Source organism: Trinickia camelliae (assembly GCF_053525655.1).
On sequence record NZ_JBCHAA010000002.1, the window covers coordinates 177,582 to 201,887 of the forward strand.

14 protein-coding genes are annotated in these 24,306 nt (G+C 59.8%); 3 read left to right on the top strand and 11 right to left on the bottom strand.

All coding sequences use genetic code 11. The annotated features are described in order from the left end of the window. Positions 1-50 precede the first annotated feature (50 nt). Both AAHK20_RS04290 and AAHK20_RS04295 read left to right on the top strand, forming a co-directional pair. On the top strand, positions 51-683 hold the full coding sequence (locus AAHK20_RS04290) for an alanyl-tRNA editing protein (RefSeq protein WP_449180201.1): 633 nt from the start codon (positions 51-53) through the stop codon (positions 681-683). Positions 684-790: 107 nt separating this feature from the next. Further along, positions 791-2,155 carry a TAXI family TRAP transporter solute-binding subunit gene (locus AAHK20_RS04295; RefSeq protein ID WP_449180202.1) on the top strand — a complete coding sequence of 455 codons (1,365 nt, stop codon included), beginning with the start codon at positions 791-793 and terminating at the stop codon, positions 2,153-2,155. A 7-nt stretch (positions 2,156-2,162) separates the two neighbouring features. Here the strand turns inward: AAHK20_RS04295 and AAHK20_RS04300 are convergent, their stop codons facing one another. Continuing rightward, positions 2,163-2,933 carry an IclR family transcriptional regulator domain-containing protein gene (locus tag AAHK20_RS04300; RefSeq protein ID WP_449180203.1) on the bottom strand — a complete coding sequence of 257 codons (771 nt, stop codon included), beginning with the start codon at positions 2,931-2,933 and terminating at the stop codon, positions 2,163-2,165. A gap of 234 nt (positions 2,934-3,167) precedes the next feature. On the opposite strand from AAHK20_RS04300, the gene shiA reads away from it, so the two are divergent. After that, positions 3,168-4,475: a shikimate transporter gene (gene shiA, locus AAHK20_RS04305; RefSeq protein WP_449180204.1), complete on the top strand. Its 1,308-nt coding sequence runs from the start codon at positions 3,168-3,170 to the stop codon at positions 4,473-4,475. A 66-nt stretch (positions 4,476-4,541) separates the two neighbouring features. On the opposite strand, the gene AAHK20_RS04310 is transcribed toward shiA, so the two are convergent. The 10 genes from AAHK20_RS04310 to AAHK20_RS04355 all read right to left on the bottom strand — a co-directional run bounded on the left by AAHK20_RS04310 (position 4,542) and on the right by AAHK20_RS04355 (position 24,177). Beyond that, the gene (locus AAHK20_RS04310; RefSeq protein WP_449180205.1) at positions 4,542-5,471 is read right to left on the bottom strand and encodes a glycine-rich domain-containing protein; all 930 of its coding nucleotides are present in this window, start codon (positions 5,469-5,471) and stop codon (positions 4,542-4,544) included. A gap of 19 nt (positions 5,472-5,490) precedes the next feature. Continuing rightward, positions 5,491-8,832 (bottom strand): bifunctional diguanylate cyclase/phosphodiesterase, encoded by a 3,342-nt coding sequence (locus tag AAHK20_RS04315; protein ID WP_449180206.1) that lies wholly within the window; start codon positions 8,830-8,832, stop codon positions 5,491-5,493. 504 nt (positions 8,833-9,336) lie between these two features. After that, the gene (locus AAHK20_RS04320; protein ID WP_449180207.1) at positions 9,337-10,425 is read right to left on the bottom strand and encodes a porin; all 1,089 of its coding nucleotides are present in this window, start codon (positions 10,423-10,425) and stop codon (positions 9,337-9,339) included. A gap of 401 nt (positions 10,426-10,826) precedes the next feature. Then, positions 10,827-14,861: a type VI secretion system membrane subunit TssM gene (gene tssM, locus AAHK20_RS04325; protein ID WP_449180208.1), complete on the bottom strand. Its 4,035-nt coding sequence runs from the start codon at positions 14,859-14,861 to the stop codon at positions 10,827-10,829. A gap of 37 nt (positions 14,862-14,898) precedes the next feature. Then, positions 14,899-16,155: a type VI secretion system protein TssL, long form gene (gene tssL / locus AAHK20_RS04330; RefSeq protein ID WP_449180209.1), complete on the bottom strand. Its 1,257-nt coding sequence runs from the start codon at positions 16,153-16,155 to the stop codon at positions 14,899-14,901. 36 nt (positions 16,156-16,191) lie between these two features. Next, positions 16,192-17,127, bottom strand: coding sequence for a hypothetical protein (locus tag AAHK20_RS04335; RefSeq protein ID WP_449180210.1), 936 nt, complete (start codon positions 17,125-17,127; stop codon positions 16,192-16,194). Between the two features lie 263 nt (positions 17,128-17,390). Further along, positions 17,391-18,026 carry a hypothetical protein gene (locus AAHK20_RS04340; RefSeq protein ID WP_449180211.1) on the bottom strand — a complete coding sequence of 212 codons (636 nt, stop codon included), beginning with the start codon at positions 18,024-18,026 and terminating at the stop codon, positions 17,391-17,393. A gap of 66 nt (positions 18,027-18,092) precedes the next feature. After that, positions 18,093-18,770: a hypothetical protein gene (locus AAHK20_RS04345; protein WP_449180212.1), complete on the bottom strand. Its 678-nt coding sequence runs from the start codon at positions 18,768-18,770 to the stop codon at positions 18,093-18,095. A gap of 618 nt (positions 18,771-19,388) precedes the next feature. Then, a complete protein-coding gene (locus tag AAHK20_RS04350) occupies positions 19,389-21,635 on the bottom strand; it encodes a M23 family metallopeptidase (protein WP_449180213.1) in 2,247 nt (748 codons plus the stop codon). Positions 21,636-21,654: 19 nt separating this feature from the next. Beyond that, a complete protein-coding gene (locus tag AAHK20_RS04355) occupies positions 21,655-24,177 on the bottom strand; it encodes a type VI secretion system Vgr family protein (RefSeq protein WP_449180214.1) in 2,523 nt (840 codons plus the stop codon). Positions 24,178-24,306: the final 129 nt, after the last annotated feature.

The following is a 24,306-nucleotide window of genomic DNA, read 5'->3' on the forward strand; positions in this document are numbered from 1 at the left end:
GCCCATCGTCGGGGAAACGGTTTCCTCGCAGAAAGGAAGGATGTTCGAACATGACGGAACGGCACTATCTGCACAGCGACAAACTGGAGATGCACGCCTCGGTGATCAGCTGCTCGCCGGCGGAAGACGGGACCTATCAAATCGTTTTGTCGGCGACGCTGTTTCATCCTCAAGGTGGCGGCCAGCCGTCCGATCTGGGAACGATCGCGGACGCCAAAGTCATGCGAGTGAGTCACGCAGACGACAACGTCATTCACTACTGTGATCGGAGCGTCGCGCTGGGCGACGCCTATCTCAAGGTAGCCGCCGAGCCTCGCGCCTTGCACGCCCGGCTGCATTCCGCCGGCCACTTGATCAGCTATTGCGGCGAGCCGCTCGGATGGCGCGCCGTGAAGGGCCATCACTGGCCGGGAGAAGCACGCGTCGTTTTTGAAAGCATGGACGACGCGCCGGCGTTCACCGCCGATGCGATCGAACAGCAGGCCAACGCTCAGATCGCGTCGGATCTGCCTCGCCACATGTCGCAAGAAGGCGAAACACGCAAAGTCGGTTTTGGCCACCTGCCCGCCTATCCCTGCGGCGGCACGCACGTTGCGTCATTAGGCGTCTTAGGAAAGGTCAGGATTCTCAAGGTCAAAGAGAAGAAAGGCCAACTGTGGGTGCACTACGATGTCGAAAGCTGAGCGCGGCTCCTATACTGAACACTTGGCCCCGCCAGATGTGACGCAAGTGGCGGCATGGATGCGTCGCGCTGCACGACGCGGCTCGATGCCTCCACTCAGGAGGCCCGATGATGTCTTCCGACGACGACCGCCCGGAGCCTGAACATCCCCACCCTGCCCATTACGCGGCAATCTCGTGGCTCGACCTGGGCGTGTCGATCGGCTTGACGCTGATCGTCGGCGCCGTCGCGATCTGGGTGGCCATCCGCGTGATCCAGCCGGCGCCGCCGAGCACGCTGACCATCACCGCCGGCCCCGAAGGCGGCTCGTTCTGGAACACCGCCCAGCGATACAAGGAGATCCTCGCGCGCAACGGCGTGACGCTGCACGTGCTGCCGTCGCTGGGCTCCCTGCAAAATCTGCAGCGTCTCGCGAGCCCCGGCTCGCATGTCGACCTCGGATTCGTGCAGAGCGGAGTCGGCAGCCTGCCGAGCGTGATCGCGCCCGATACGAAGTCGGCGGGCTTGATGTCGCTCGGCAGCATCGGCTATTCGCCGCTTTTCATCTTCTATCGCGGCCCGGAACTGACGCGGCTCTCGGAATTCAAGGGCAAGCGCCTCGCGATCGGCCGCGAAGGCAGCGGCACCCGGCAGCTCGTGCTGTTGCTGCTGAAGGCAAACGGCGTGACGACCGCCGGGACGCAATTGCTGCCGCTTGCCAACGAGGACGCGGTACACGCGCTGATCGACGACAAGATCGACGTGGCATTCCTCACCGGCGATGCGGCGCAGCCGGAAGTCATGGGACAGCTGATCCGCACGCCCGACATCCGGCTTTTCAATTTCACGCAGGCCACGGCGTATACGCGGCGATTTCCGTTCTTGAGCCAAGTCGAGGTGCCGATGGGCGCGTTCGATCTCGGCGAGAACCTGCCTGCCGAAGAGACCCACACGGTCGTCACCGATGTCGAGCTGATCGCCCGCAATACGCTGCATCCCGCGCTATCCGACCTGCTGGTCGCGGCGGCGTACGAGGTTCATTCAGGCGCGGGATTGCTGGAGCAGGCGGGAGAATTTCCGTCGGCGGTGGCGCACGATTTCCCGTTGAGCCCGGACGCCGCGCGCTACTACAAGTCAGGCGAGCGCTTCCTGTATCGCACGCTGCCGTTTTGGCTCGCGAGCCTCGTGGACCGGCTGATCGTCTTGATCGTGCCGATCGTCGTGGTGCTGATCCCCGCGGTGCGCTTCGTGCCGCCGCTGTACGCATGGCGTGTCAAGTCGCGTATCTATCGCCGGTATGGCGAGCTGATGGAGCTCGAGCGCGACGCGCTCGAAGACCCGACGGGCGCAAAGCTCGGCGAGCTCGCCGAGAAACTCAACGCGATCGAAAAAGCGGTGAACACGATCAAGATGCCGCTCGCCTACGCCGATCAGTTCTACATACTGCGCGAACATATCAGCTACGTGCGCGAGCAGATCGGCGCGACGCGGTAGCCGGCCGCTACAACACGTTCATCACCGCCAGCGCCGTCTCCTGCAACGGCCCCAGCACACGCTTGAGCGCCGCCTCGACCGTCTCCCCGCCGAGCGGCATGTTCGTGCTGAGCGCGGCGACGACTTCGCCGCGCCGGTCCTTCAGCGGCACCGCGATGCCGCGCACGCCGAGTTGCAATTGCTGCTCGATGACCGCGTAACCATCGGCGCGCGCCTGGGCGATTTTTTCGAGCAAGCGCGCCTTGTTGGTCAGCGTGTGCGGCGTGAACGGCGCCAGCTCGGTGCCGTTCAACCATTCGCGCACGGCCTCCTGATCCGGCAGGCCCGCCAGCAGCACTACGCCGGGCGACGTCAGCGGCACCGGCACGCGCGCGCCGAGCACGAACCCCGTCGACATCACGCGCGACGTGCCGTTGCGCGCGATGAACACCAGTTCCCATTCGTCGAGCACGCTGACGTAGACCGATTCGCTGATCGTCGCGCTCAATTGCTGCAAATACGGTTGCAACATCCGAGGCAAACGCGCCGAATCGAAATACGACCAGCCGACTCGCAGCACGCGCGGCGTGAGGCCGAAGAGCTTGCCGTCGCTTTGCACGTAGCCGAGGTGTTCGAGCGTCAGCAAATAGCGCCGCGCCGCGGTGCGCGTCATGCCGGTGCGCGCGGCGGCCTCGCTCGGCGTCATGCGCGCGTGCTCGGCGTCGAACGCTTCGAGGATCGCCAGGCCTTTTTCGAGGCCGGCGATCCAGTCGCGCTTGTCCAATGGTGGCTTGGTCATGGGTGGATGCCTCTCTCCCGCTGTCTCCGGACTAACCCGCAAAGCGCGCGATAATCGCACACTTCGTTTCGATAATCGCACAACTTTGAGCCCGTGAGCATTGCCTCGCCGGGCGCGCCTCCCTATTCTCTAGTCACCGCGCAGCAAACTAACCGTTCCGGTCACGTCGAGCCAGCCCGCTCCAGAACGCCTCAACGCTCGCGCGCGCATTTTTCCAACATTTGAGACATCGTCATGACCTTCGCCATCCGCACTCCCCACATTCCAGCCGTGGCCGACCGCGACAAGAGCCGGGCTCGCAAGGCAGCCGTCGGCAGCTTCGTCGGTGCGGTCGTCGACTGGTACGACTTCCTGCTCTACGGCATCGTCGCAGCGCTCGTCTTCAACACCGAGTTCTTTCCAAAGGTCAGCCCCGCGATGGGCACGCTCGCCGCGTTCGGCACCTTCGGCGTCGGCTTTCTGTTCCGGCCGCTCGGCGGTTTCGTGTTCGGCCACTTCGGCGACCGGCTCGGGCGCAAGCGCATGCTCGTCTTGACCGTCATGATGATGGGCCTCTCGACCGCGCTGATCGGCTTGTTGCCGGCCTTCTCGTCGATCGGCTGGTGGGCGCCCGCGCTGCTCGTCGCGCTGCGCGCGATCCAGGGCTTCGCGGTGGGCGGCGAATGGGGCGGGGCCGCGTTGATGGCCGTAGAAAGCGCGCCCGAGAAAAAGCGCGCGTTCTACAGCAGCGGCGTGCAGGTCGGCTACGGCGTGGGCTTGATCCTCGCGACCGGCATCGTCTCGATCCTCGAAGCCAAGCTCGGCTCCGACACCTTCAAGAGCTGGGGATGGCGCATTCCGTTCGTGTTCAGCGTCGTGCTGGTGCTGATCGGCTTGTGGGTGCGGGCGAGCATGGAGGAATCGCAGGAGTTCATGCACGAGGTCGTCGAAAAGAAGCACCGCAGCAAGCTGCCGATTCTCGAAGCGCTGCGCCAGCATCCGAAGGCGTTCCTGCTGATCATCGCGCTGCGTTTGGCCGAGCTGTTCACGATGTACATCGTCACCGCGTTTGCGCTCAGCTATTCGACGACCAATCTGCACATGTCGTCGCAGTTCTTCCTGAACGTCGGGCTGCTCGTCGGCGCGATCAGCATCTTCACGATTCCGACCTTTGCGGCCCTCGCGGACCGCTACGGCCGCCGCCGCGTGTACATCATCGGCGCGGTGATCGGCTTGCTGAGCGCGGTGCCCTTCTTTGTCGCGCTCGAAGCACGCTCCACGCTCTGGATCGTGATCTTCGCCGTGATGCTCGCGAACGTCGCGCACGACATGGTGGTCAGCGTGCAGCAGCCGATGTTCACCGAGCTCTTCGGCACCGAGTACCGCTATAGCGGCGCGGGCGTCGGCTATCAGGTGGCGAGCGTGGTCGGCGGCGGCTTCACGCCGTTCATCGCGGTGGGGCTCGTGAGCCTCGCGGGCGGGTCGTGGCATCCGGTGGCCGCGTATCTCGCGATCGGCTGCCTGCTGTCGGTGCTCGTCGCGGCGCGGATGAAGAAGAGTTGAGCGGACGGCGCGCGTGGGCGTGCCGCCGCTAAAGTGCGTTGATGCCTTTTTCCCCGGTAAGCAAGATCAGGCGTTCAGGGCCCGCAGCGCTGCGGGCTCGATCGTTGTGGCCGCAACGATCTGGACGGCGCAGTAGGCAGGGGTCTCGGCTACGGCGCAGTAGGCGGGTTTGGTCGATGCGGATACTGCGCAATACGCGGGTTTGCTCGATGCGGATACTGCGCAATAAGCAGGCTTGCTCGACGCGGATACCGCGCAATAGGCCGCCTTGCTTGAAGCCGACACGGCACAATAAGCCGCCTCGCTCGACGCGGACACCGCGCAGTACGCGGGCTTGCCGGCCGCCGACACCGCGCAATACGCAGCCTTGTTCGATGCCGACACTGCGCAATACGCCGGCTGGCTAGCCGCAGATACCGCGCAGTAGGCCGCTTCACTCGATGCGGACACTGCGCAATAAGCAGGCTTGCTCGAAGCCGACACCGCACAATAAGCCGCCTTCCCCGACGCAGACACCGCACAATAAGCCGCTTTCCCCGCAGCCGACACCGCGCAATACGCTGCCGCCTCCACCACCGGCTTCGCGCAATACGCCCCCGCCTCTGCCTCCTCCGCCTGAAACTCCGACGCCATCAGCTTGTTGGTCTCCTCGGCCATGCTCAAGAGCCGCGCCTCGTCTTCCGGCCCATCGATGCCGACATACGGATCGTGATGCAGCACACCCCCGAAAATGCGCTCGCAATCGGCCGCATAGCGCTGCGTGTCGAGAATGTGCGCGTGCCAGAAATCGTCGACTGCCTCGCTCGGCACGACCGGCATCCGCGGATACTTCGCCGCGAGCTTCAAGAAGCGCCGATACCCCTCTTCCGCGTGCGCGAGCGTCTCGGTCGTCCACGTGCTGCGCTTGCCGTGCAGCATCTTTTGCTTCATGCGATCGAAATCCAGCTCGTCGATGGCCTGCCACAGCGCGGTAATGTCTTGCCCCCGTTGTTCCATGATTTTTGCCCCCTTCCTTTCAGGTGTGATACGCGCGTTCCAGGTTGTCGTCCTGGACGCGCAACGCAGCCGGCCTGCGCCTTTCGGCGAGACCGGTTTCCAGCCTTCGATTGACGAAACTGCCAACCTCGTCGGCGGGAATGGGTCGGCTGAAGAAGTACCCCTGTACTTCGTCGCAGCCTTCATTGCGCAGGAAATCGACCTGCGCCTCGGTTTCCGCGCCCTCGGCGATCACTCGGAGCCCGAGGCTGTGCCCGAGCGCGATCACGGCGCTCGTGATCTGCGCGTCGCCGCGGCTGTCGGGGATGTCGCGAATGAAGGAGCGATCGATCTTCACGACGTCGATCGGGAAACGCGTCAAATACGCGAGCGATGAATACCCGGTGCCGAAGTCGTCGATCGACAAGCGGACACCGGTTTGCTTCAAGCTCGACAACCAGCGCGCCGCCTGTTCCGGCTGGCGCATGACCATGCTTTCGGTCAGTTCCAGCTCGAGGAAATCGCCGGGCAAATGCGCTTCGTCGAGCGCTTCGAGAATGTGGTCGAGCAGATCCGGCGTCGCGAATTGCGCGGCGGACAGATTGACCGCCACGCGGATCTGCCCGACGCCGGCCGCGCGCCATTCGGCGCTTTGCCGGCACGCTTCACGCAGCACCCAAGCGCCGAGCGGCACGATCACGCCGGTCTCTTCCGCGAGCGGAATGAAATCCGACGGCATCACGAGACCCAGCGCGGGGCTCTGCCAGCGCAGCAGCGCTTCGACGCCCGTGCAGCGGTTCGTCGCGAGGCACACGCGCGGCTGGTAGCGCAGCGTGAACTCCTGGTTCTCGATGGCCTGCCGCAGATGCGCCTCCATCTCGACGCGCCGCTGCAGCGACATGCTCATCTGCCGCTGATAGAGCTGATAGGTGTTCTTGCCGCGCTGCTTCGCGCCGTACATCGCGATGTCGGCGTGCTTGAGGAGCGTTTGCGCGTCGTCGCCGTCGTCGGGGAACGAGCTGATGCCGATACTCGCGCTCACTTGCAGTTGCAAATCGCTGACCAGTACCGACCTCGCAAGCGCGGCCTGGATGGCGTCCACGGTGCGGATAATGCTGGCGTGATCGCTATGCTGCTTCACGAGCACCGTGAATTCATCGCCCCCTAAGCGCGCGATCATTTCCGCGTCCTTGACCTCTTCGACCAGACGGTCGGCTACCGCGCGCAGCAGCGCATCGCCGACGTTGTGTCCGAGCGAATCGTTGATGTCCTTGAAGCGGTCGAGATCGATGAACAACACGTGCAGCGTCGTGCCGTCCTCGCGTGCGTGCGAGAGCGCGTCGTCGAGGCGCTCCTTGAACATCAGGCGGTTGGGCAAGCCGGTCAGCGCGTCGTGATTCGCGATGAAGTGGAGATTGTCTTCGGCCTGCCGGCGCTGCAGGAAGTGGCTCATCTGGCTTGCAATCGAGCGCGCCATCGCGAGCGCATGCGGCTCCGCGTGGCCCCGCTCGCGCGAATAGAATTCCGCCGCCCCGAGCACCACCGAGCCCGTGCGAAGCGGAAACGCGAACACGGTGAGGATGCCCGCATCGGCAAGCCAACGCGCGTGCGCGAGCTGTGCCACCTGTTGTCCCGCGTACCAGGACGGCGCGGCAGGCAGGTCGTCGGTATCCGGCGCGATCGGCGAGCGCGACGCCAGCCACGGTTCGAGCTCGCGGCATGGCGCGACGTACGTCGGCCGCAGCGACTGCTTGAGACCCGCGCGCGACGGCCAGAACGCGCCGGCTTCCCAGCCCATTCCCTGCGCGAGCGAAGCAACCACTTGCTCGAAGATTTCGACTTCGTTCGTCGCCGTCGCAAGCTGCAGCGTGATCGCATGCTCGAGTTCGCGCACCCGTTCCGCCGATTTCTGCTTCGTGATTTCCAGCGCGGTGCCGCGCAGCATGCGCTGATCGTTCGAGCCGTACGCATAGCCGATCATGCGCAGCCACCCGCGCCGGCCGCGCTTCGAGCGATAGCGGCACTCGAATTCGAATGCGGCGCGAGTTTGCAGCGTGTGCTTCACACGCTCGATCAGCGCGAGCCGGTCCGCCGGTTCGATCGCGCGCATCAGCGCCGTCAGCGTCGGCTTACCGCTGTGCCAGCCGATGAGGCGCGCCATCTCGTTCGAAAGATGGATCACGCGGCGATCGAGGTCAACGCGCCAATCGCCCAGATGCGCGATGCGCTGCGCTTCGGCGCGCGCCTTTTCGCTTTCGCGCAGCGTGTGCGTGATCTGATTCGCGAGCTTCACGGCGCGCACGCGCGAAGTCGAGAGTGCGTAGGCGAGCCCCGAGAGCAGCATCGTGATGATCGCGCCCACCAGGAACGCGAGCCCTGGCAAGAAGCGCTGTGGACCGCTCAAGGCCATCGGGTCCGCGTCGAACACGATCAGCCAGCGGCGTCCGCCGAACGACTGCACGACGCGGCGCTCGAGACGCGGATTGTCGCGAGCGATCGCCGAGACCGCATCGGCCGATTTCGCGCGGGCAGGCGAGGACTGGACAATGCCGCTCGCGGCCGCCGCCGTCCGTTGCGCGCTCGTCGCGGTCGAGACGCCCGCGATGCTGTCGAAGAGCAGCGTCGACGGCGTGGGCGGCACAGCAGGCTTGCGAAACGAGCCCGCATCGTAGATGCGGAATTGAATCAGGCGCAGCGTTTCTTCGCTAAGCAGACCGGCCAGTAGATCGCTCACGCGAATGCCCGCACCGACTGAGCCGATATACGCGCGGCGCCGCTCGTCAACGGTCGTGAGCGGCAAGCCCCGTCGATACACCGGCATGCGCACCGCGAGCCCCACTTCTTGCCCGCCGCCATCGACGAAGATCAGCCGCCCGCTGCTGATCGCTTCGTTGTTGTCGCGCGAGCGCTCGAGCGCGGCGAGCCGGCGCGCGTCCGCACCCATGTCGATGCCGAGCGAGTGCAGATTCTTCGCAAGCGGCTCGACATAGCTCAACACGTAATACCCGGCGCGCGCACCCGGCGGGCGAATGGAGAAATCGATGCCGGCTTTCTGCAAAACCGGATCGCTCTTCTGGTGCGCGACGAATGCGGCCATGTCCTCGCTACGCACATAGGGCGCGTAATTCAAGGTCTGAAAACCCGGATAGCGGCCCGGCAAATCAAGGCCGTCGACAAAATCGCGAAACTCGACGCGCGCGACTTCGTCCTTCGCGCCAAACAGCGCCTGCATCGTCACGAGCACGTCGGAATAGAGCCGCACGCGCATGGCGATCTTCTGCTCGGCATCGCTCGTATCGTTGTCGAAGCGCAGCCTCGACTCGCGATAGACCAACTCGGAGCTCACGAGATACATCGTCACCGTTGCGCCCATGCCCAGCATGAGCACACCAAGTGCAAGACCGGTAGAGCACCGGTTTCGTATCAGCCGGCGCATGAGTCCGAGTGTTTTGCGCATACCTCCCCCGAGGCGGGTCCCTTTCTCGCGCTCATGCTGGTGCGCGCTGTCAATGCATGCCCCGATTCAGCGCGTAATACACGCACTAAATCGCAAAGGCTGAACTTATATCGCTTTCAGAAAGACGAATTGCGTGGTTTAGCCGGTGGCTTCGGCGATTTAAAGTAAAACTATTTCGCCAAAGTGAACCGAAAATGTGCAGCGCGGCCTCTCGCGGTCCTGGGTCTCAGGGAGGGAATCCGTTAATCGGTTTGTTTTCTTTAGTATGGTATCGACGTTCGATCGGATTCAATCCGGCGAATACCCTAACGAAAACCCCGCAAGTCGATGAATTGGCGTGCGCCCTGAGATCTCTGCATTGCAAACAACACGATCGTTCTTTTCAATTGCTCGAAAAAGCCGTTTTTTTGCTTGGTTTCGTGTAAGCGGCTAGAACAAATGACGTATGCCAAGCGAAACGACCGTCTGGGTGTTGGTGCTCGACGCCGGCAACAGGAATAACTGAGCTCGTGTACCGCTGTTTGCGTGTAAATACACCGCATTCAAATAGACGTCGGTACGCTTCGAAAATGAGTAATCGGTACCGATTGCCACCTGATTCCAATGGTTTTCCCCAAGCTTGGAATACGCATAACTGGCCGCCAGCGCCCACGCATAAGTCACGAGATATTTCGCGCCGCCTTCCGCGGTGCGCAACACGTCGGATTCGCCGTGCTGCTGTAAATCGACTAACGTAAATAGGCCATGAAGATTAACCGGCCCGAGCTGATATCCGGCGCCGAATCCCGCCACGGTGACTTTGTCGAACGTCGCCGGTTTCGCCAACAGGCCGAGCTGACCCGTGCCTACCAGCGATTCGCCGAGCACCGAAGTGCCCATGCCGAACGTCTGCACGTAGTTGTGCATCGCCACGTAGGCCGCCGCGAGACGTAACTGACCAAGCGCGTACTGCAGGCCGAATGCATTCGCGCTATCGGCCGAAAAGTTTCCTGCCTGCCCGCCGAACGAATACAGCGCACCGGCCCGCAGGCCATAGAACTCCGGCGTCTGATACTTGACCGCGTTATTGATCCGCTCGCCGCCCAGACGGTCGAGATCGCCCAAGTGAAATGCAAAGACCGAAGGCGTGATCGACCCCGCCGAAAACTCCGTCAGATACGGCGTCATGAAGTCGTATTGGCGGCCGAGCGTGAGGCTTCCGAAACGATCGCTCTCCACGCCGACGAACGCTTGCCGGCCCCACTCCAATCCGCCTTGGGCCAATTGACCGTTATTGAGGGTGAAACCGTTTTCGAGCCGGAATATCGCGCGATAGCCGCTGCCAAGATCTTCCACACCGCGCAACCCCCAGCGATCCGATTGGCCGACGCCGCTGAATTGCGCCCATGCGCGGCCGCCGCCTTCGTTGCTCACGTAAGTCAGCGCGTCGTCGACGATGCCGTAGAGTTGTACGCTGCTTTGCGCCTGCACCGTATTCGCGAGCGCAAAAAACAACGCGCCCAAAACGAGGCGTTTCATGTTTTCCCCCGGTCGACGGTAAGCCGTCTTGTTTAAGCGACGAATGGCTGCGGCAATGCAACTGGCTACAGAGAAATCGTTTTTGCGCGAAATTGTGCGCGGCTGGTTTTCGCGAGACGGGTACGAATGTTAGGTAACGACTATAGGAGACGATGAGATCGAGGCGGTCCGATGGAAAAGCATGAATCGTTCTTGATAGCAGTAATTCCAGCACTTATTGCGCCACGGCAATACCTGCTAGAGATGACAGGCCGGGTTGTTCCCGATCGTGTGTGTTCGTTCTGCTTTTTCTATCTGCTATCTATATAGCGAATGCGAATGCGAATGCGGCAAGGCGATGACGCTGCAGACGATCGGGGGCATGGACGGACTACTCGTTCTTCGTCGAAGGCACTGCCGGGCTAAGCGCCTCCTCCCGGCAAGCCGGGCGGCAATCCCGGCGGCGGCCCGGTATCGATCAGGCCGAACGTTGGCATCGCGCTCGGACATTTGAAGCTCGTCAACACGTCGCTCGTCAACGGATTGGCGACGCTGCCGGGGCTCGCGATATCGAGCACCGCGGTGCGCCCGTCGAAGTCGAAGGCGACACGGGTGCGTCCCGGCACGGTGGAATCGACAATGTGCCCTTTGCGCAGGAGCCGCATCAACGCCCAGGGGCCGTCCGCCTCGACGGCCGAGGTTTCCGGCCGGATGCGCGGACTCGCCGAGATCACCGCATGCACGCCGCCGCGCGGACCCGGCCAGCTCGCCATCAAGGGCACCACCGGGCCATGCTGATAAAGCAGCGTTTGCCCGTCGATGTCGATCACGAGGCTCGTCACGTTCGGATCGAGCTCGGGCACGCGGATCTCCGCCTTCCACGTCTGCTGCTTCTGGCCGGCGTCGGCGAAGAACACGTCGCGGATCGCCTTGGCGTGCTGGAACGGTTCGAGATCGGGCCCCTGCACCGGCTCGGTCGCGCCCGGCAGCGTCTTGTAGCGCCACGGCCGCGCCGAGGTATCGACGAACGGCGCAAGCGTCTTGGTAAAGAAGTCGTCGATCACGCCGCCTTGCGCGAAGAGACGCGTGAAATCGGCGTTGCCGATTTCACGCTTGCCGTCCGCTGCGAACGGGTAGTTGCCGTCGACCACCAGCCTGCACGTATCGCCGATCACCGCCTCCATCTGCCGCGACAGCAATTGGCCGATGCCGCGATTGACCTCGCGCGAGCCCTGCACCGCCAAGTCGAGCAGCACCGCGCGGAACGGCGTGGGCATCGCGTTGGCCGTCATCTTCAGCTTGGCTGCGGTGTCGCTCGCGGGCGGCATGCTGTTGTTGCCGAGCGCGTTGTCGGCGACGGTCAACGCGGTGTAGTAGTCGTTCAGCAGGTTTGAGATGCCGTCGAGGCCGGTTTTGTTGGCTTGTGATGCCGCGGATTGCGTGGCGTCCTGCGTGTCGGCGCTGCCGGTCACGACCTCGCGCAGCGCGGCGAAACGGTTATCGACGAGTTCGCGTTCGATTGGCTCGATCAGGCGGATGGAGGGCGGCTGGGGAGTGCCGGTTTTCTCGCTGAGCGGGTTGGCGGGTTTGTCGTCGGGTGCTGCGACGGAGCGGGTTAGCGTGGTTTCGTGAACTGCCGCGCGCGCCAAGCGTGTAAGCGGGGAATCGGGGGCGGCGAAGTCGCGCAGGACTTTGAGGCTGAATTCGAGGCTTGTGCCTTTGATTGTGCGAATGTCGGCTAGAAAGGCGTCCCAACGCTGGGCGTATTCGGTCAGGTATTGCTTGCGGATCGCTTCGGTCAGTGGATCGTTGGTAAGAAGCTCGTTGCTTCGTTTGCCTGTCGTTTTTTCCGGGCCGCCGTCGAGATATTGACGGCCCATGACCCACGCGTCGTCGGCGCGCGCTGCTTGCACGAATTCGGGCAAACGCTTGTCGAACAGATTGCGATAGCCGTCGAAGGTGAAGAGGCCTGGGACGCCGCGCGAGAGCGGTGAGCCGCTCGCGCGTGTGAAGACCGTGCCCGCTTGCGGGCTTACCGCGCGAAGTAGTGTGAACTCGTCGGGCGCTTCTTTTTGCATCGCGGCTTTTGCGCGTTCGTAGAGGCGCTCTGTTGCGTTGCTGGCGTCTAGAAAGGCGCGTGCTTGCTGGATCAGGGCGTCGTTGCGGATCAGCGGTGATTGGACGATGCGCGCGCCGGAGAAGAGTTGTTGGAGATGGTCGAGCATCGAGGCGCGTGCGCCGAATGCGGCTGCGCTGTCGGGTTTGGACCAATCGTTGAGTACCCATGCTTTGACGTCGTCGGCGTTGAATCTTTGCTTGTCGTAGAGCATCAGGTAGACGCGCAAGGTGTCGTAGGCGGTTTTTGCGTCCTGCTGGGCTATCGCTTGGGAAATGACGGATTCCTGGCGGTGGACGATTTGCGGCAGGAGGAGGTTGTCTTCGAGAGCATCGTAGAGGCCCTGACTTTCCGCTACGAAATCGGCGAGCGTGTAGAGGCCGAAGCGATAGCTCATTGGCGGAGCCGTTAGATCGAGGCCGGGATAGGCGGGTAACTTTTGCGCGTCGGTCAGAGTGTCGGGTATCGCGTCCGACTTGGGCTCTTTGTAAAACTGCTCGACGCGTGCGGCTAGCAGCCGGGCCTTGCGGGTGCTCGAATCGAGGTAGGCGCGGTTGTTATCAAAGCTGATCCAGAGTCCTGCTGCAAGGCCTGTAAAGAGCAGCGAGGCAACCAGGTGACCGGATGTGCGCAATAGGCGCTGGCGGTGCTCGAAGCGGCGGTTGGGACGGACCAGGTTGGCGTCGCGAAGAACCTGCTTGGTAAGCAAGTCGTGCAGGAAATAGCCCTTGTTGCCGACATAGTTCGAAGCGCGCGACGGCAATTGGGCTCCCCTTGCCGTTTCCAAATTGCTGATGATCGCCCGCGTTTCGGCTGGGTGTTCATCCCCGGTCTGCGCTGCACTTGTGAAATACACGCCACGTAGCGTCGTGTACTTCTGCGTGTCGTCATACGGCGAATCGGCGAATACGCGCCCTACCAACTCATTGACCCGAAGCGTCAATGCGGAGAATTCTTCGGGAAACACTTCGAGCTTGCGACGTGCGAGTACGTCGTACTCTTCTTGCAAGCGCGCGTTGACGCCATCAGAGATTCGGTCGGCAAGACGCCTGAACTCATCGCGGCAATAATCGCGAATGTTTGCCGCTATGAGCGTTTCCTTGCCGTACGGCAGCGCGAAACCCCATGTCTGGGCGCGACCTTCCAAAGTAAGAGGACTGAAGTATTCGGTGAATCCCGGCAACTGATCCATTTTGGTGATCAGCAGGTAGACGGGAAAACGAATGCTCAATTGAGTCCGCATCTCGCCAAGGCGCTCGCGCAGTGAGGCCGCACTGGCACTGCGCGCGTTTTCGTCCTCGCTCACCAGCTCCGCCATATCGACCAGCAAGAGCGCACCGTTGATCGGCGCACGCGGCCGGTGCTTGCGCAGAAGTGCTAGAACGTTTCTCCATTCTGCTGCGTCTGCATTGTTCGAAAGCTTTTCTGTATCTCTTGAGATGGAAGGCGTCTCAAGCGGCTCAGCCACCGTCCCCTGATCGCTGACGGGCTCGTCACCCGCTTCGTGTGCCCCACCGTATTCGCCAGAAGACGAATGCTCTGCTTGAGCGCCTAAGGGTCGAGCCAACGCTTCCGGTTTCGACGCTCCGGCATTACGCGTATATCGGCCCGCGGTATCGATCAGCACCGTGTCGTTTGTAAACCACCAATCAACTGACTTAGTGCCCTTCGCGCGACCGCTCACCATCTGTTGCATCTGCTGGGCAAGCGGAAAGGAAAGACCGGCATTCAGAAGGGCGCTAGTTTTGCCAGAAGCCTGTGCACCCAGCGCGATGTACCAGGGCATCTCATACAGATAGCGGTCACGTTGAAACAGTCGCCTAACCTCGCCAGCGCCCATGCGCATCTTTTTTAGCTGCCCCAACGCGCTGTCAAAGATATCGTCGACTTGCTCCAATTGACCGGCAGTGTGAGGTTGCTCCTTTTTTGCACCATATCCGAGAAGCTTCTTGACGAATCGCTCGTTGTTAAGCGCCTTTCTCCATAGCCGGAAAATGCTGTAGACCACGAATACCGTCAGCACGATCGCGACCGCGATAACCCGAACCGAAGTTGGCGCAAACGGCTCTGCGTGACGAAAGCTCAGCAAGGGGGCTGCGTACCAGATCAGCAGACACAGGAAGGCGATGAACACCACACCCGTAGACCAGCCTCTCAACCACAGACAGGCACCGGTAAATACCAAGGTGATCATCACGACGCGTGCCCCCACGCTCGCGAACGGTTCAACACCACCAAACGCGATGGACGGCCCATAAAACCAGATGAGGAGCGCAACAGCTGCCAGTGAGATGACCGCTAACGACTGGCGTGTCGCCAGTAACGACAAATACTTCTTCATACTCGAATCCTGAGTGACCTTATTTTTCTTGGGCGCGTCATGACCGTGCGACGGTGATCTCAACCCGCCGGTTCTTTGCCCGTCCTTGTGCAGTAGCGTTGTCGGCTATTGGATCGACATCGCCCATGCCGACTGCCACCATGCGACTCGCGGGAATACCGAGGGACTGCAGCATTTGCGTGACGTGGATGGCGCGCGCTTCGGAAAGCGTCTGATTCGACGTAAATTCGCTATGAGTCACAGGTACGCTATCGGTGTACCCTCGCACCGTGACGTTGCCCGGCACTTTGACCATCTCGCCGGCAACTTTGATGAGTAGAGGATGTATCGCTGGATTGATGGCGGCTTTACCGGGCAGGAACATCGCGTCGCCACGCAGCGTTACCGTGCTGTGTCGACCGCTTTCGTCCACGGTCACCATGCCGGCATCGATCTCTCGCTGCAGCAGGGCATCGAGGTGTAATGGCGGCGCGGCGGGGAGCGGCCTCATATGCTCGATTACCGTAAGTTGCTCCCGTGCGATCGCTTCATGTCTCGCCAGTTCGAACTTGTAGTATCCGAACATGACAAGCAAAACGATCGAAAGTACAACGACCGTGACCCAAACCGGAAACTGAAAGAACGACATACGCTGGCCTCGGATATCGGTCCCGATACCTACGGAGAGTGCAACCGGCACCGGCTCGCGACGCGACATGATTTCCTCATAAAGCCGTTTGCGCACGGTTTCGTGCTTTCTGTGGCCGTCAGGATCATGCCGATACTGCCCTTCAAAGCCATAGCTGAGTATTCGATAGACCACTTCGAGCAGGTTCACGTGATCGTCCGGATCGCTCATTAAACGGCCAATCAGAAGGTAGATCTTTTGGCCGCCATGAACGTCCTCGTGGAAAGCGGTAGCGAGCCCGTTGGCAATCCATGCGACGCCGCTGTCGCTCTTTCCCCAGGCGGTTTGCGCTGCGATCTCGTCGAGCGCAGTGCATAGGCAGTAGCGTGCGCCTAGCATGTGGTCCCGGCGAATGTTCGCTGCTTCGCATAGCACCTGAAATGCTTGTAGTTCCCGTTCAAGCAATGACCTCAACGTCACTATGTCATCGGGTTCGAGGTATTCAGGCATCTCGACCAACGCACGCAGCAGAGGGTGTGTTGCTTCGAGCAAAGGGTTCTTTGCGCGCTTGATGGCGATTAGACGGATGTCGAAATCGGTGGTTGGTCGCGGTGAACCGTTTGGCAACTTCGAGTGGGTTGCCCATAAGGCTCTCGGGTTCGGATGGGTTGTATTTTGGTTATTCATTTGGATCTTGCTATATCGATGCCCGTACGGAAAGCCCTACCGGCAACGCACCTTGGCGATCGGCCCCCCGTCTACTGCGATGCCTATGTCATTTCGGTTATCGTCAGTGCCGACACTCATTCTTGTATAGCCATATACGGGCAGGTATCGCTTACCGTCGTATCGATAGTAGGCGTACGAATGCTCGCCCATATTCATTCGCGCAGACGTGACGAGATCGGGCATGCCATTGCAGACGGTTTCCAGGACACTGAACGGGCCATCATCGATAGCCAAGAGTCGCTCAAGCCTGGCGTGGCGCATATGGAAAAGCCATTCGGACGTGTTGACCTGACTTCCTTCCATCGCACACCTCACGAACAGCAACCGGCCGCGCGGACCGTGGCAAGTTCGAGCAATCACGTCTGCTCCGCCGCAAGCAATGGAAAACTCCTTGCTCACTGCCGCGTCAAACGGCGTCAACGCCTTCGCAATGGAAGTATCAACCGGATCTGCATCGCATAGCCTACCGTCCCGCGATGTGGGGTTCGCTTCTACATACACCGGTGACAGCGTATCGATGACTGCATTCAGCTCACTATCCAAGCAGTGGGTGTTTCCGCAGCGGCCAATAACCCGGTTCTGCGCCTTGATCTTTGCATCGAGACTCCATGGGTCATTCACGACCGCGATCGATGCGTACTGGAGAAAGCGTGCCTTGAAAAGCTTTTCGACCAACGCCGGATTGTTGCATGTACCTGGCGGTAGTGCTTTCCGCGCCTCGGCCACATCATGCTTTATAGAGTTATCGTCTAGGTCAAAGCCAGACACACCAACATCCGAACAGGGCTTAAGCAACAGCTGCGTCGAAAGGTAAGCGCCATGAGCTTGTTCGCTGCGCGGAATCACAAACTTTCCCTGTGACCAGGTAGGGCATACGGCCATGATGCCCAATATCAAAAAAGCAAGTTTTGATATTTTTATATAGTTCATTGATTCAGTATTTCCATTAGTTTAGCTGATCAAATTTCGAAGACCACTTTACCGGGCACAGTAAAGACTTGATACTCAACAAGCGGTCTGAATCAGATTTTCTGCTTACTGCGACGCTCGGAGCCTTTGAAGCAATTCGAGAACGAATTAGTTCAGTTTCTTATCCAACGCAGGATGCGGCGTGCATACTCGATTCCTTTATCTCGGCTCTTTTCTCGATCGTGCGGGCCTACTATCGCAACGAATCCGAAAGACATTTGCCTTTACCAACAAGAGCTCTCTCCGTTCATACAAGAAGTTGCACGCCGAATCGACATAGTTCTCCGACGCTTCGTAACTGTCTCATTAGATGGCAATAGATCCATCATCACGGCAGTGACCGTTTTGTCGTCAACGTCACTAAATCCAACAGCTTTTGTCGGAATAAGTCTCCCACCCCTCAATTCATAAAAATATCGAGTGGCTCGATACGTCCCTGTACTCGACACAAGTGCCGAATATGCGCCACGCACGAACTTATCAGGTTGCAATTCTGGCGCTTCACCAAGATCAACGACGGACACTCTGGTGGAAGAGATTTTCCAATAGTGCATACCATTACCATCTCGCCCCTTCCCCGTTGAAACACCTAGTCCTTGACTATTGCCCTCTCCGAACTTAATCGCTGTATCGAGAACCAGAACATAAGCGGAACCGTCATAGCTCGCCCGAAGTTCTTCCCTCTCTTTTCCATTCACCACGATGCTTATCGATATAACCCCCGTGTTGTCTGAATCACCGCATGCTATTGCACGGGCTTGCCCATCGACAATATTAGGCAAATTCGCAGTGACCACTTGTCGTTCTGTACATTGCTCAACCGCATTACCTTGGTCGATGAAGCAAACTATCAACAACATACCTATTACCTGGCGTCGCATAACGCTCCTTACACGCACTCTATCCTCGATGATCACTTATTCTTTTTAGCTTCCGCTTTCTATTGATCTTCTCAGGTTTGCGCACGTATTCAGGGCCACAATTTCTCCCTGCTGCTTGCGATACTCAATGCAAATTGGCTTTCTTTGGCTAGCGAAAATCCGTTTCGCTGCGCACTGTTCTTTCCAAGCAACCGCACCAAATTTATCGGTGCAGATTGAGCCAGCCCTCATCAACCGCAGTTCTCGCACGGTGGCGAATTTATCACCGACTAACGAATCGGTTCGCTCCCAATAACTATCGGCGTCGGCACTGTACGATCGGTAGTCAGTATCTGAAATCCTATCTGCCCTTATGAGAATATTTCCGGCGAATGAAACAGTGCCTCCTCTTATGAGGAACGTCGTGAGCTGTGCATTCAATCCCATACGTCCCGGATTAAGCATGACTAGCGCGGAAGAACTATCGGAGTCGAATTTCTCTAACAGCCATGTGGCTTGGCCGCAGTCATCGACATCATCGAGTTGATATGTCAGTAAAGGATAGACTCCGATTGACGCTGAACGACTAACTATCACGTGAGGCAAGTCGGCCGTATCGTCGCAGCGAAATTCCAGAGCATCCTTTCCTAAAGTGACAACGAACGACCGCTCCGAATCTATCTGAGCATGCGCCGCCGAAGCGGAAATCGCCAATAATTGCATAGCAAGACGCAAATACCTCATTACTAAAACCCCTTAATTCAGCCTGAAAATTCTCCAATCTTTTCTGGTCCGCGTAAATTCTTCGGGTACTAAGGAAATTCAATCTTGTCCAAAGTATTCAGAAAACGCTCTCTATTCGCGTAGTCAAAACACTCGGATGCGGCCATAGGTTCTTTTTTCGACAACTGGTTTCGTATAGCCGTTCCACACTCCATTCCATACCCAGCCACCTGACCTTGGGCCACATACCGGACATCCTCAAATAAAACGACCCAATTTCTATACCTGACCCTTTCTTTCAATACACGCCGACTGAAAATCAGATCTGACTCTGGTGGAATAGCAAGTAACGTAGAAATTAGCGACACCCTTCCATTTACTACTCGCACTCCAACTCGCTTAAATAGGGCCTCCTTACTGCTCGATAGCGCCATAAAGAAGTACCGCTTGTCGAACTCTGTTGAATATAGCGACATCGGTTCGGCTTGCTGATACTTCAGCACGAGCACCCCACCTTCATTCGCACAATTTGATAGATTTAGCTCGTCCAACGTTCCAACTACGCTCTTACACAGGGGGGCCAATGCCTGCGCATTGACGTGCGAAAACAGGATGAATAATACGAGTGAAACTAAAAATCTACTTATCATTAAGCGCTCTCCAAATTGAATCAAAAGCATCTTGTCGCTCTTTACGATGCAGAGGAACCTTGTTCTGATTACCTCTGTTCACAAGACCTCCAACCCTAGTAACATTTTCTGCGCTATCCCCTCCATCCGCCACACGATTTCCGACTTCCCTGGCCCAAAAGAATCCTGACGCGTCGCAAACGTTGTAATCGTTCGTTGCGAGCAGCTCAGGGTGAGGGTCCATCAAGAAATCACACCCCCTATATTTGCTGTATCCGGCATAATTTCGGCGACCCGTAATTTGTAGAAAACCTCTCCCACGAAATCTAGCCCCGTCGCCCTCTTTTCCTCCTGCATTTGCGTTCGCAACTCCGTTATCCATCCCCTTGGCCTTTTGTGCGACCTCGGATGGACGCCGAATCGAATAACTCGACTCGGTGTCACCTTCTCGAACCAGCCCCCGTCTTTTAGCTATTCCCTTACGAAAATCGGACAAAGCTTCGGCAGGGGTAATGACCTCATACATGGTTCGAAAATAGTCCTCACTGCCAGACTCCTGACGAAATTGCCACCACTCTGTTTCGTGACCAATTTGCGCGAGAAAATGTGCCATACGCAACCGCTTGCGTGCGATCAAGTACTTCCGGTTCAGTTTGTTCATCTCGGTTCGAAACGCATTGGCGCGAACCTTGCCGGATGATGAGACAGTCCTCAGCGTTGTAAGAAGATCCGTCTCGCCTAGCCAACCGCACTTTCCGAAGTGCTCCACAAACGCCTTCGGCGGAAACCGCCAGCACTGCTCAGCAGACGGCAACTCTGCATCGCGAATGTCTTCCCAGAACGCCAGCGCCTGAATGTGTGCCTTGAGTGCCGAGAACTCGTTATCCGATAGTGACCTCGGCCAAGCGTCACTGGGACGCTTCAGCCACCCCATGCGTGTCTCGATCAAGTTGTCGTCCTTCGACCACTCGCTCGGAAACTTGCAGATCGCGCGCGACAGCCGCTCTTGCACCACCGCGCTGTACAGCGCCTCTTTCGCCTCCGCATGTGTGACGTGACCATCGCCGTTCAAATCGAGCCACCGCTTGATGGTCGGCGAATCGCACAGGCTATCCGGCGTCACATCGTCGCTGATCAAGCTCCAGCCAGCCCAATGCGGAAAATCCGCGTCGCTGTACACGCCGATTTCCGGACCGTTCAAGTTGAGCCAGCCCGTCGCCTCAGGCGTAACGATCCGGCGCCAGTGGCCGAACTTCGCGTTCGCCGGCAGCTTGTCCGGCCCGACGATGCGACCAAACCTCAGCATCTCGTAGATCGAGCTCGCCGAAGGCACCGCCGCATAGTTCGCGCGCAGCGCTTTGTTCAGCTCGACATACTTAGCGCTTATGGTTGTCGAACGTTTGTACAGGTTGTATTCCTGCTCCGGCTCCCGCTGCTGACCAACCTCGACATATCGCCCGCCCTGCTCACGAAACGTCGTCAGCACACAGTCGCCGCGCTCATAGCGCATACGTACCAGCAACTCGCAGCGGGTGCCTCCGGCGACCAGCGATGCTTGTGGAGATAGCGCCGGACCGGGCACCGATTCGCTGTCGTCTCGTCGATAGGGGTGCGGCTCTTGGGCGAAAAGCTTAGCGCCCGCGGGCACCTTGAACCACATGTCGCCGTATATGGCATCTGTGCGCCCAGCGCCCGCGCTAAGCGTCGTGCTCGTGCGCCCCACTAGCTTCTTCAGATTCGCTTCATCACAGACAATCTCGAAGTGCATCTGCCCCAGTTGACCGTAGATCGCGCCCGCCACGCCCAGCACGTCCTTGCGGTAGACCTTCTTGCCTACCGCAAGCGCGCCGACCACCGTCTGCAAGTGCATGTAGATCGAGAAGTACGTGACCTTTGCGTTCTCCCCTTCGCCGATCTCGGTGGTGTGCTTGAGCACGACGCAGCCATCGTCGGTACGTACACCGCGATAGGACAACGCCGCCTTCTCCGTGTCATCCGTCTCGCGCACGAACACCACGACGCCATCGGCAATCGCGCGTACACGCTCGGCATCGCCCCTCGCGTCACGTGGCACCATCAGATGCGCACCGCCATGCCAGCCAAGGCTGAAGCTGACCGGATACGCGCCGTTGCCCGGCGCGCATTGCTGCATGCCCGCTTCGCAAACGTTGTGTTCCGGAGGTATGGCATCTCCGGCCACGACAGAATCCATTTCATGCCCCGCCGATTTCGGCAGGAATGGTGGGCTGATGATCATCGATTGAACCCTCGTGCTATCAAATCGAATACGGAAATGACCGGTCCATCGCTTGGGACGAAGACAGCGGGAATTCAAGCGGCTTAGCCTGAGCCATGGCCGTGTTGTGATCGGACGCGTGAACCATGTGCTGCCCATCCGTGAAGCCCAAGATGCCGGCCGGGCTGATCTCGAGCTCGGAACCGCCTCCGTTGATTCGGATGCCTTTTTTTGCCTTGAGGACGATCCAGTCGCTTGTGCTCATGATTTCGACCGCACGCTTCGCAATCACCTCTACATCGTCGCTTTGCGCCTCGACGCGGACCTTGCCGGACGCCGCAATCAACTTGATGCCGAGCTTGTGCACGAACACCGAAAAACGCTCGGCCACACTTGCGAACCACGACCTGCCTACCGCCACACCGACATGGCCGCCTGTCGTGAGCCCCAAGTGCTCATCGCTTGCGAGGTGCGTGCTGCCCGCGGTGGTCGTCTGTATGCCAACGGGACTTGCAAGCGTCAAATGCGGGGTCGTGAACTCGGGGAAGGCGCCGGCTGTTTTTCCTTCACCACGGATAGCATCGTTCTGGACCTTGATCGCCTTGGTGATGTCGCTTTGATCGGTGTTCGAATCCTGAGCCGAATGCTGCTGAGCAAGGCGCGTCAGGTTCTCTTGCTTCGCAAGAGCCTGTGCAAGACGCTCCACCGTCTCGCCCATGTCCTTTGCATGTCCTTGAGCGCCGGTGCGCGCCTCCGTCGTCACCAACATCCCCTGAGCTGCTCTGATGACCCCGTGCGCATCGGTCCTCAGCTCATAGCCCTCTCCGCGAGCATCCTGCCGCCCGACATTCCCCGGCACCCGCGTAATGCTCCCGAGATTCAACTGCGACAGCGCGTGATCGCTCGACAACTGCGCCTGGATCTGGCCGTGCGTGTCGTCCATCAACAGATGGTTGGCCCGCTCGCCTTCGATCTCGTGGCTGCGAAACCCGGACAGTGCCCGATTCCCCGGCAATTGCCACGAAGGCATGTGCAACTCGTTCACCGCCAGATTCGTGATGATCGGCAAATCCGGATCGCCGTTCAGGTGATTGACGACGACCTCCTGCCCGATGCGCGGTACGTGCATCGCGCCGAATTGGTCGCCCTGCCACGTCGACGCGACGCGCACCCAGCAACTCGAACGCTCGTCATTGCGGCCTTGCCGGTCCCAAATGAACTGCACTTTCACGCGACCGTAGGCGTCGGTCCAAATCTCTTCACCCTGCGGCCCCACCACGCGCGCCGATTCCGGCCCACGCGTATACGGCTTTTCGATGGAGCGCAGCGAGCGAAACACCTCGCTCGACGGCTGGATCTCAAAGTCGCACTCGCATCGATACCGCTGGCCGGTACCGCTCTCTTCGGCCACCTCGTCGACTTTGAGCTTGCTCGATACGACGAGGTACTCGCGATTGGCCGCTTCTTGCGGGTAGTGCGTGAGGTTGAAAGTCCGGCCGCACGTCAAGCCGCGCAAGTTGCCCTTGCCGTACGCGCGCAATCCTTGGCAGCGCTCCGCCTGCACTTGTACGAGCGCCAGATACTCGCCTTCCGTCAGCGGCTCGTTCGGCGTGCCCGCGAGCCCTTGCGCGCCCGCCAGCGGCTGTGCGTAGTCGCCCCACGTGTAGCGCTCGCGCATCGCGAAGCCAGTCTCGCGCGGGTCCTCGCGCTTCGTCGTGAGGTCGGCGCGCGGATGCGTGTAGTCGTAGTCGACGGTCGACACCGCGCCTGTCGTCAGCGCGTTTGTCACCTTGAGCGCGTGGATATGCTCCTCGTCGATGCGCTTGCCATCGGGCACCATGTAGCGGATCGTCTCGTAGGCCGGTCCGTGCGCCTTGTGCGCGCCGATCGAATCGCACAGCACGAGGCGGTGCTTGCCGCCGCTGTGCTCGAACCAGAAGTAGATCCCCCATTCCTCCCATAAGCGGCGCAGGAACTTGTAATCGCTCTCCCAGTGCTGGCGCTGAAGGTCGCGCTTGGGCCAGGCATCGTTCGGGCGCGGCGTCGTGAGGCGCCATTCCACCGGGAACGGATAGGCGGCGAGCACGGCATCGGTGATCTCCACCACCGACTTGTCCTGGAACAGCTGGCAGTCCCGATTCTTCGTGGCGAGCCACAGCCAGGACTGCAGCTTCAGCGCGTAGACAATCGAGCGGCCTTCCTCACGCACGAGGCTCGCCTCGGTGACAAGGCCCGTGATCTCGCGCGTTCCTGCGCCGATGTTCGCGCGGCCCTCGTCGCCCGCGAGACCCGGTATCCACTGGCCTTTGCCCTCGAGCTGGATCGATACGGTGACCTCGGTGCCGATCAGTTTGTCGAGTTCGAGGTTCGCGGCGACGCTGGGTGAAAACGCGAGCGAATCGGGAGTTTTGAGCTCCAGCGTGTAATCGAAGAGCTCGCCGAGTGCTTCCTCGCCGCTGAAGCGCACGGGTGTCAGCAGAGGCTGTCCGGCATACGCGGGTAACGCCGCGCCCGACACCGACAGCGTGCGCGCGGCGTCGAATAGATCGTTCATCGAACCCATGTTGGTCTCCGTTTTGCGTCGTGCTTGTCGATTGCTTCGGACGCAATTGGCGAAACGTGTGATTAGGCGGAGATCGAATTAATCACGATAACGACATTAGAAGTCAATTGAATAAGTACTCTCTCAGAT

What these genes read in the sequence shown, in the direction of transcription:
- AAHK20_RS04350 (WP_449180213.1), bottom strand. Translation starts at nt 21,635, where the DNA reads ATGATCATCAGCCCACCATTCCTGCCGAAATCGGCGGGGCATGAAATG.
- AAHK20_RS04295 (WP_449180202.1), top strand. Translation starts at nt 791, where the DNA reads ATGATGTCTTCCGACGACGACCGCCCGGAGCCTGAACATCCCCACCCT.
- tssM (WP_449180208.1), bottom strand. Translation starts at nt 14,861, where the DNA reads ATGAAGAAGTATTTGTCGTTACTGGCGACACGCCAGTCGTTAGCGGTC.
- AAHK20_RS04310 (WP_449180205.1), bottom strand. Translation starts at nt 5,471, where the DNA reads ATGGAACAACGGGGGCAAGACATTACCGCGCTGTGGCAGGCCATCGAC.
- tssL (WP_449180209.1), bottom strand. Translation starts at nt 16,155, where the DNA reads ATGAATAACCAAAATACAACCCATCCGAACCCGAGAGCCTTATGGGCA.
- AAHK20_RS04345 (WP_449180212.1), bottom strand. Translation starts at nt 18,770, where the DNA reads ATGAGGTATTTGCGTCTTGCTATGCAATTATTGGCGATTTCCGCTTCG.
- AAHK20_RS04335 (WP_449180210.1), bottom strand. Translation starts at nt 17,127, where the DNA reads ATGAACTATATAAAAATATCAAAACTTGCTTTTTTGATATTGGGCATC.
- AAHK20_RS04300 (WP_449180203.1), bottom strand. Translation starts at nt 2,933, where the DNA reads ATGACCAAGCCACCATTGGACAAGCGCGACTGGATCGCCGGCCTCGAA.
- AAHK20_RS04320 (WP_449180207.1), bottom strand. Translation starts at nt 10,425, where the DNA reads ATGAAACGCCTCGTTTTGGGCGCGTTGTTTTTTGCGCTCGCGAATACG.
- AAHK20_RS04355 (WP_449180214.1), bottom strand. Translation starts at nt 24,177, where the DNA reads ATGGGTTCGATGAACGATCTATTCGACGCCGCGCGCACGCTGTCGGTG.
- AAHK20_RS04340 (WP_449180211.1), bottom strand. Translation starts at nt 18,026, where the DNA reads ATGTTGTTGATAGTTTGCTTCATCGACCAAGGTAATGCGGTTGAGCAA.
- AAHK20_RS04290 (WP_449180201.1), top strand. Translation starts at nt 51, where the DNA reads ATGACGGAACGGCACTATCTGCACAGCGACAAACTGGAGATGCACGCC.
- shiA (WP_449180204.1), top strand. Translation starts at nt 3,168, where the DNA reads ATGACCTTCGCCATCCGCACTCCCCACATTCCAGCCGTGGCCGACCGC.
- AAHK20_RS04315 (WP_449180206.1), bottom strand. Translation starts at nt 8,832, where the DNA reads ATGCTGGGCATGGGCGCAACGGTGACGATGTATCTCGTGAGCTCCGAG.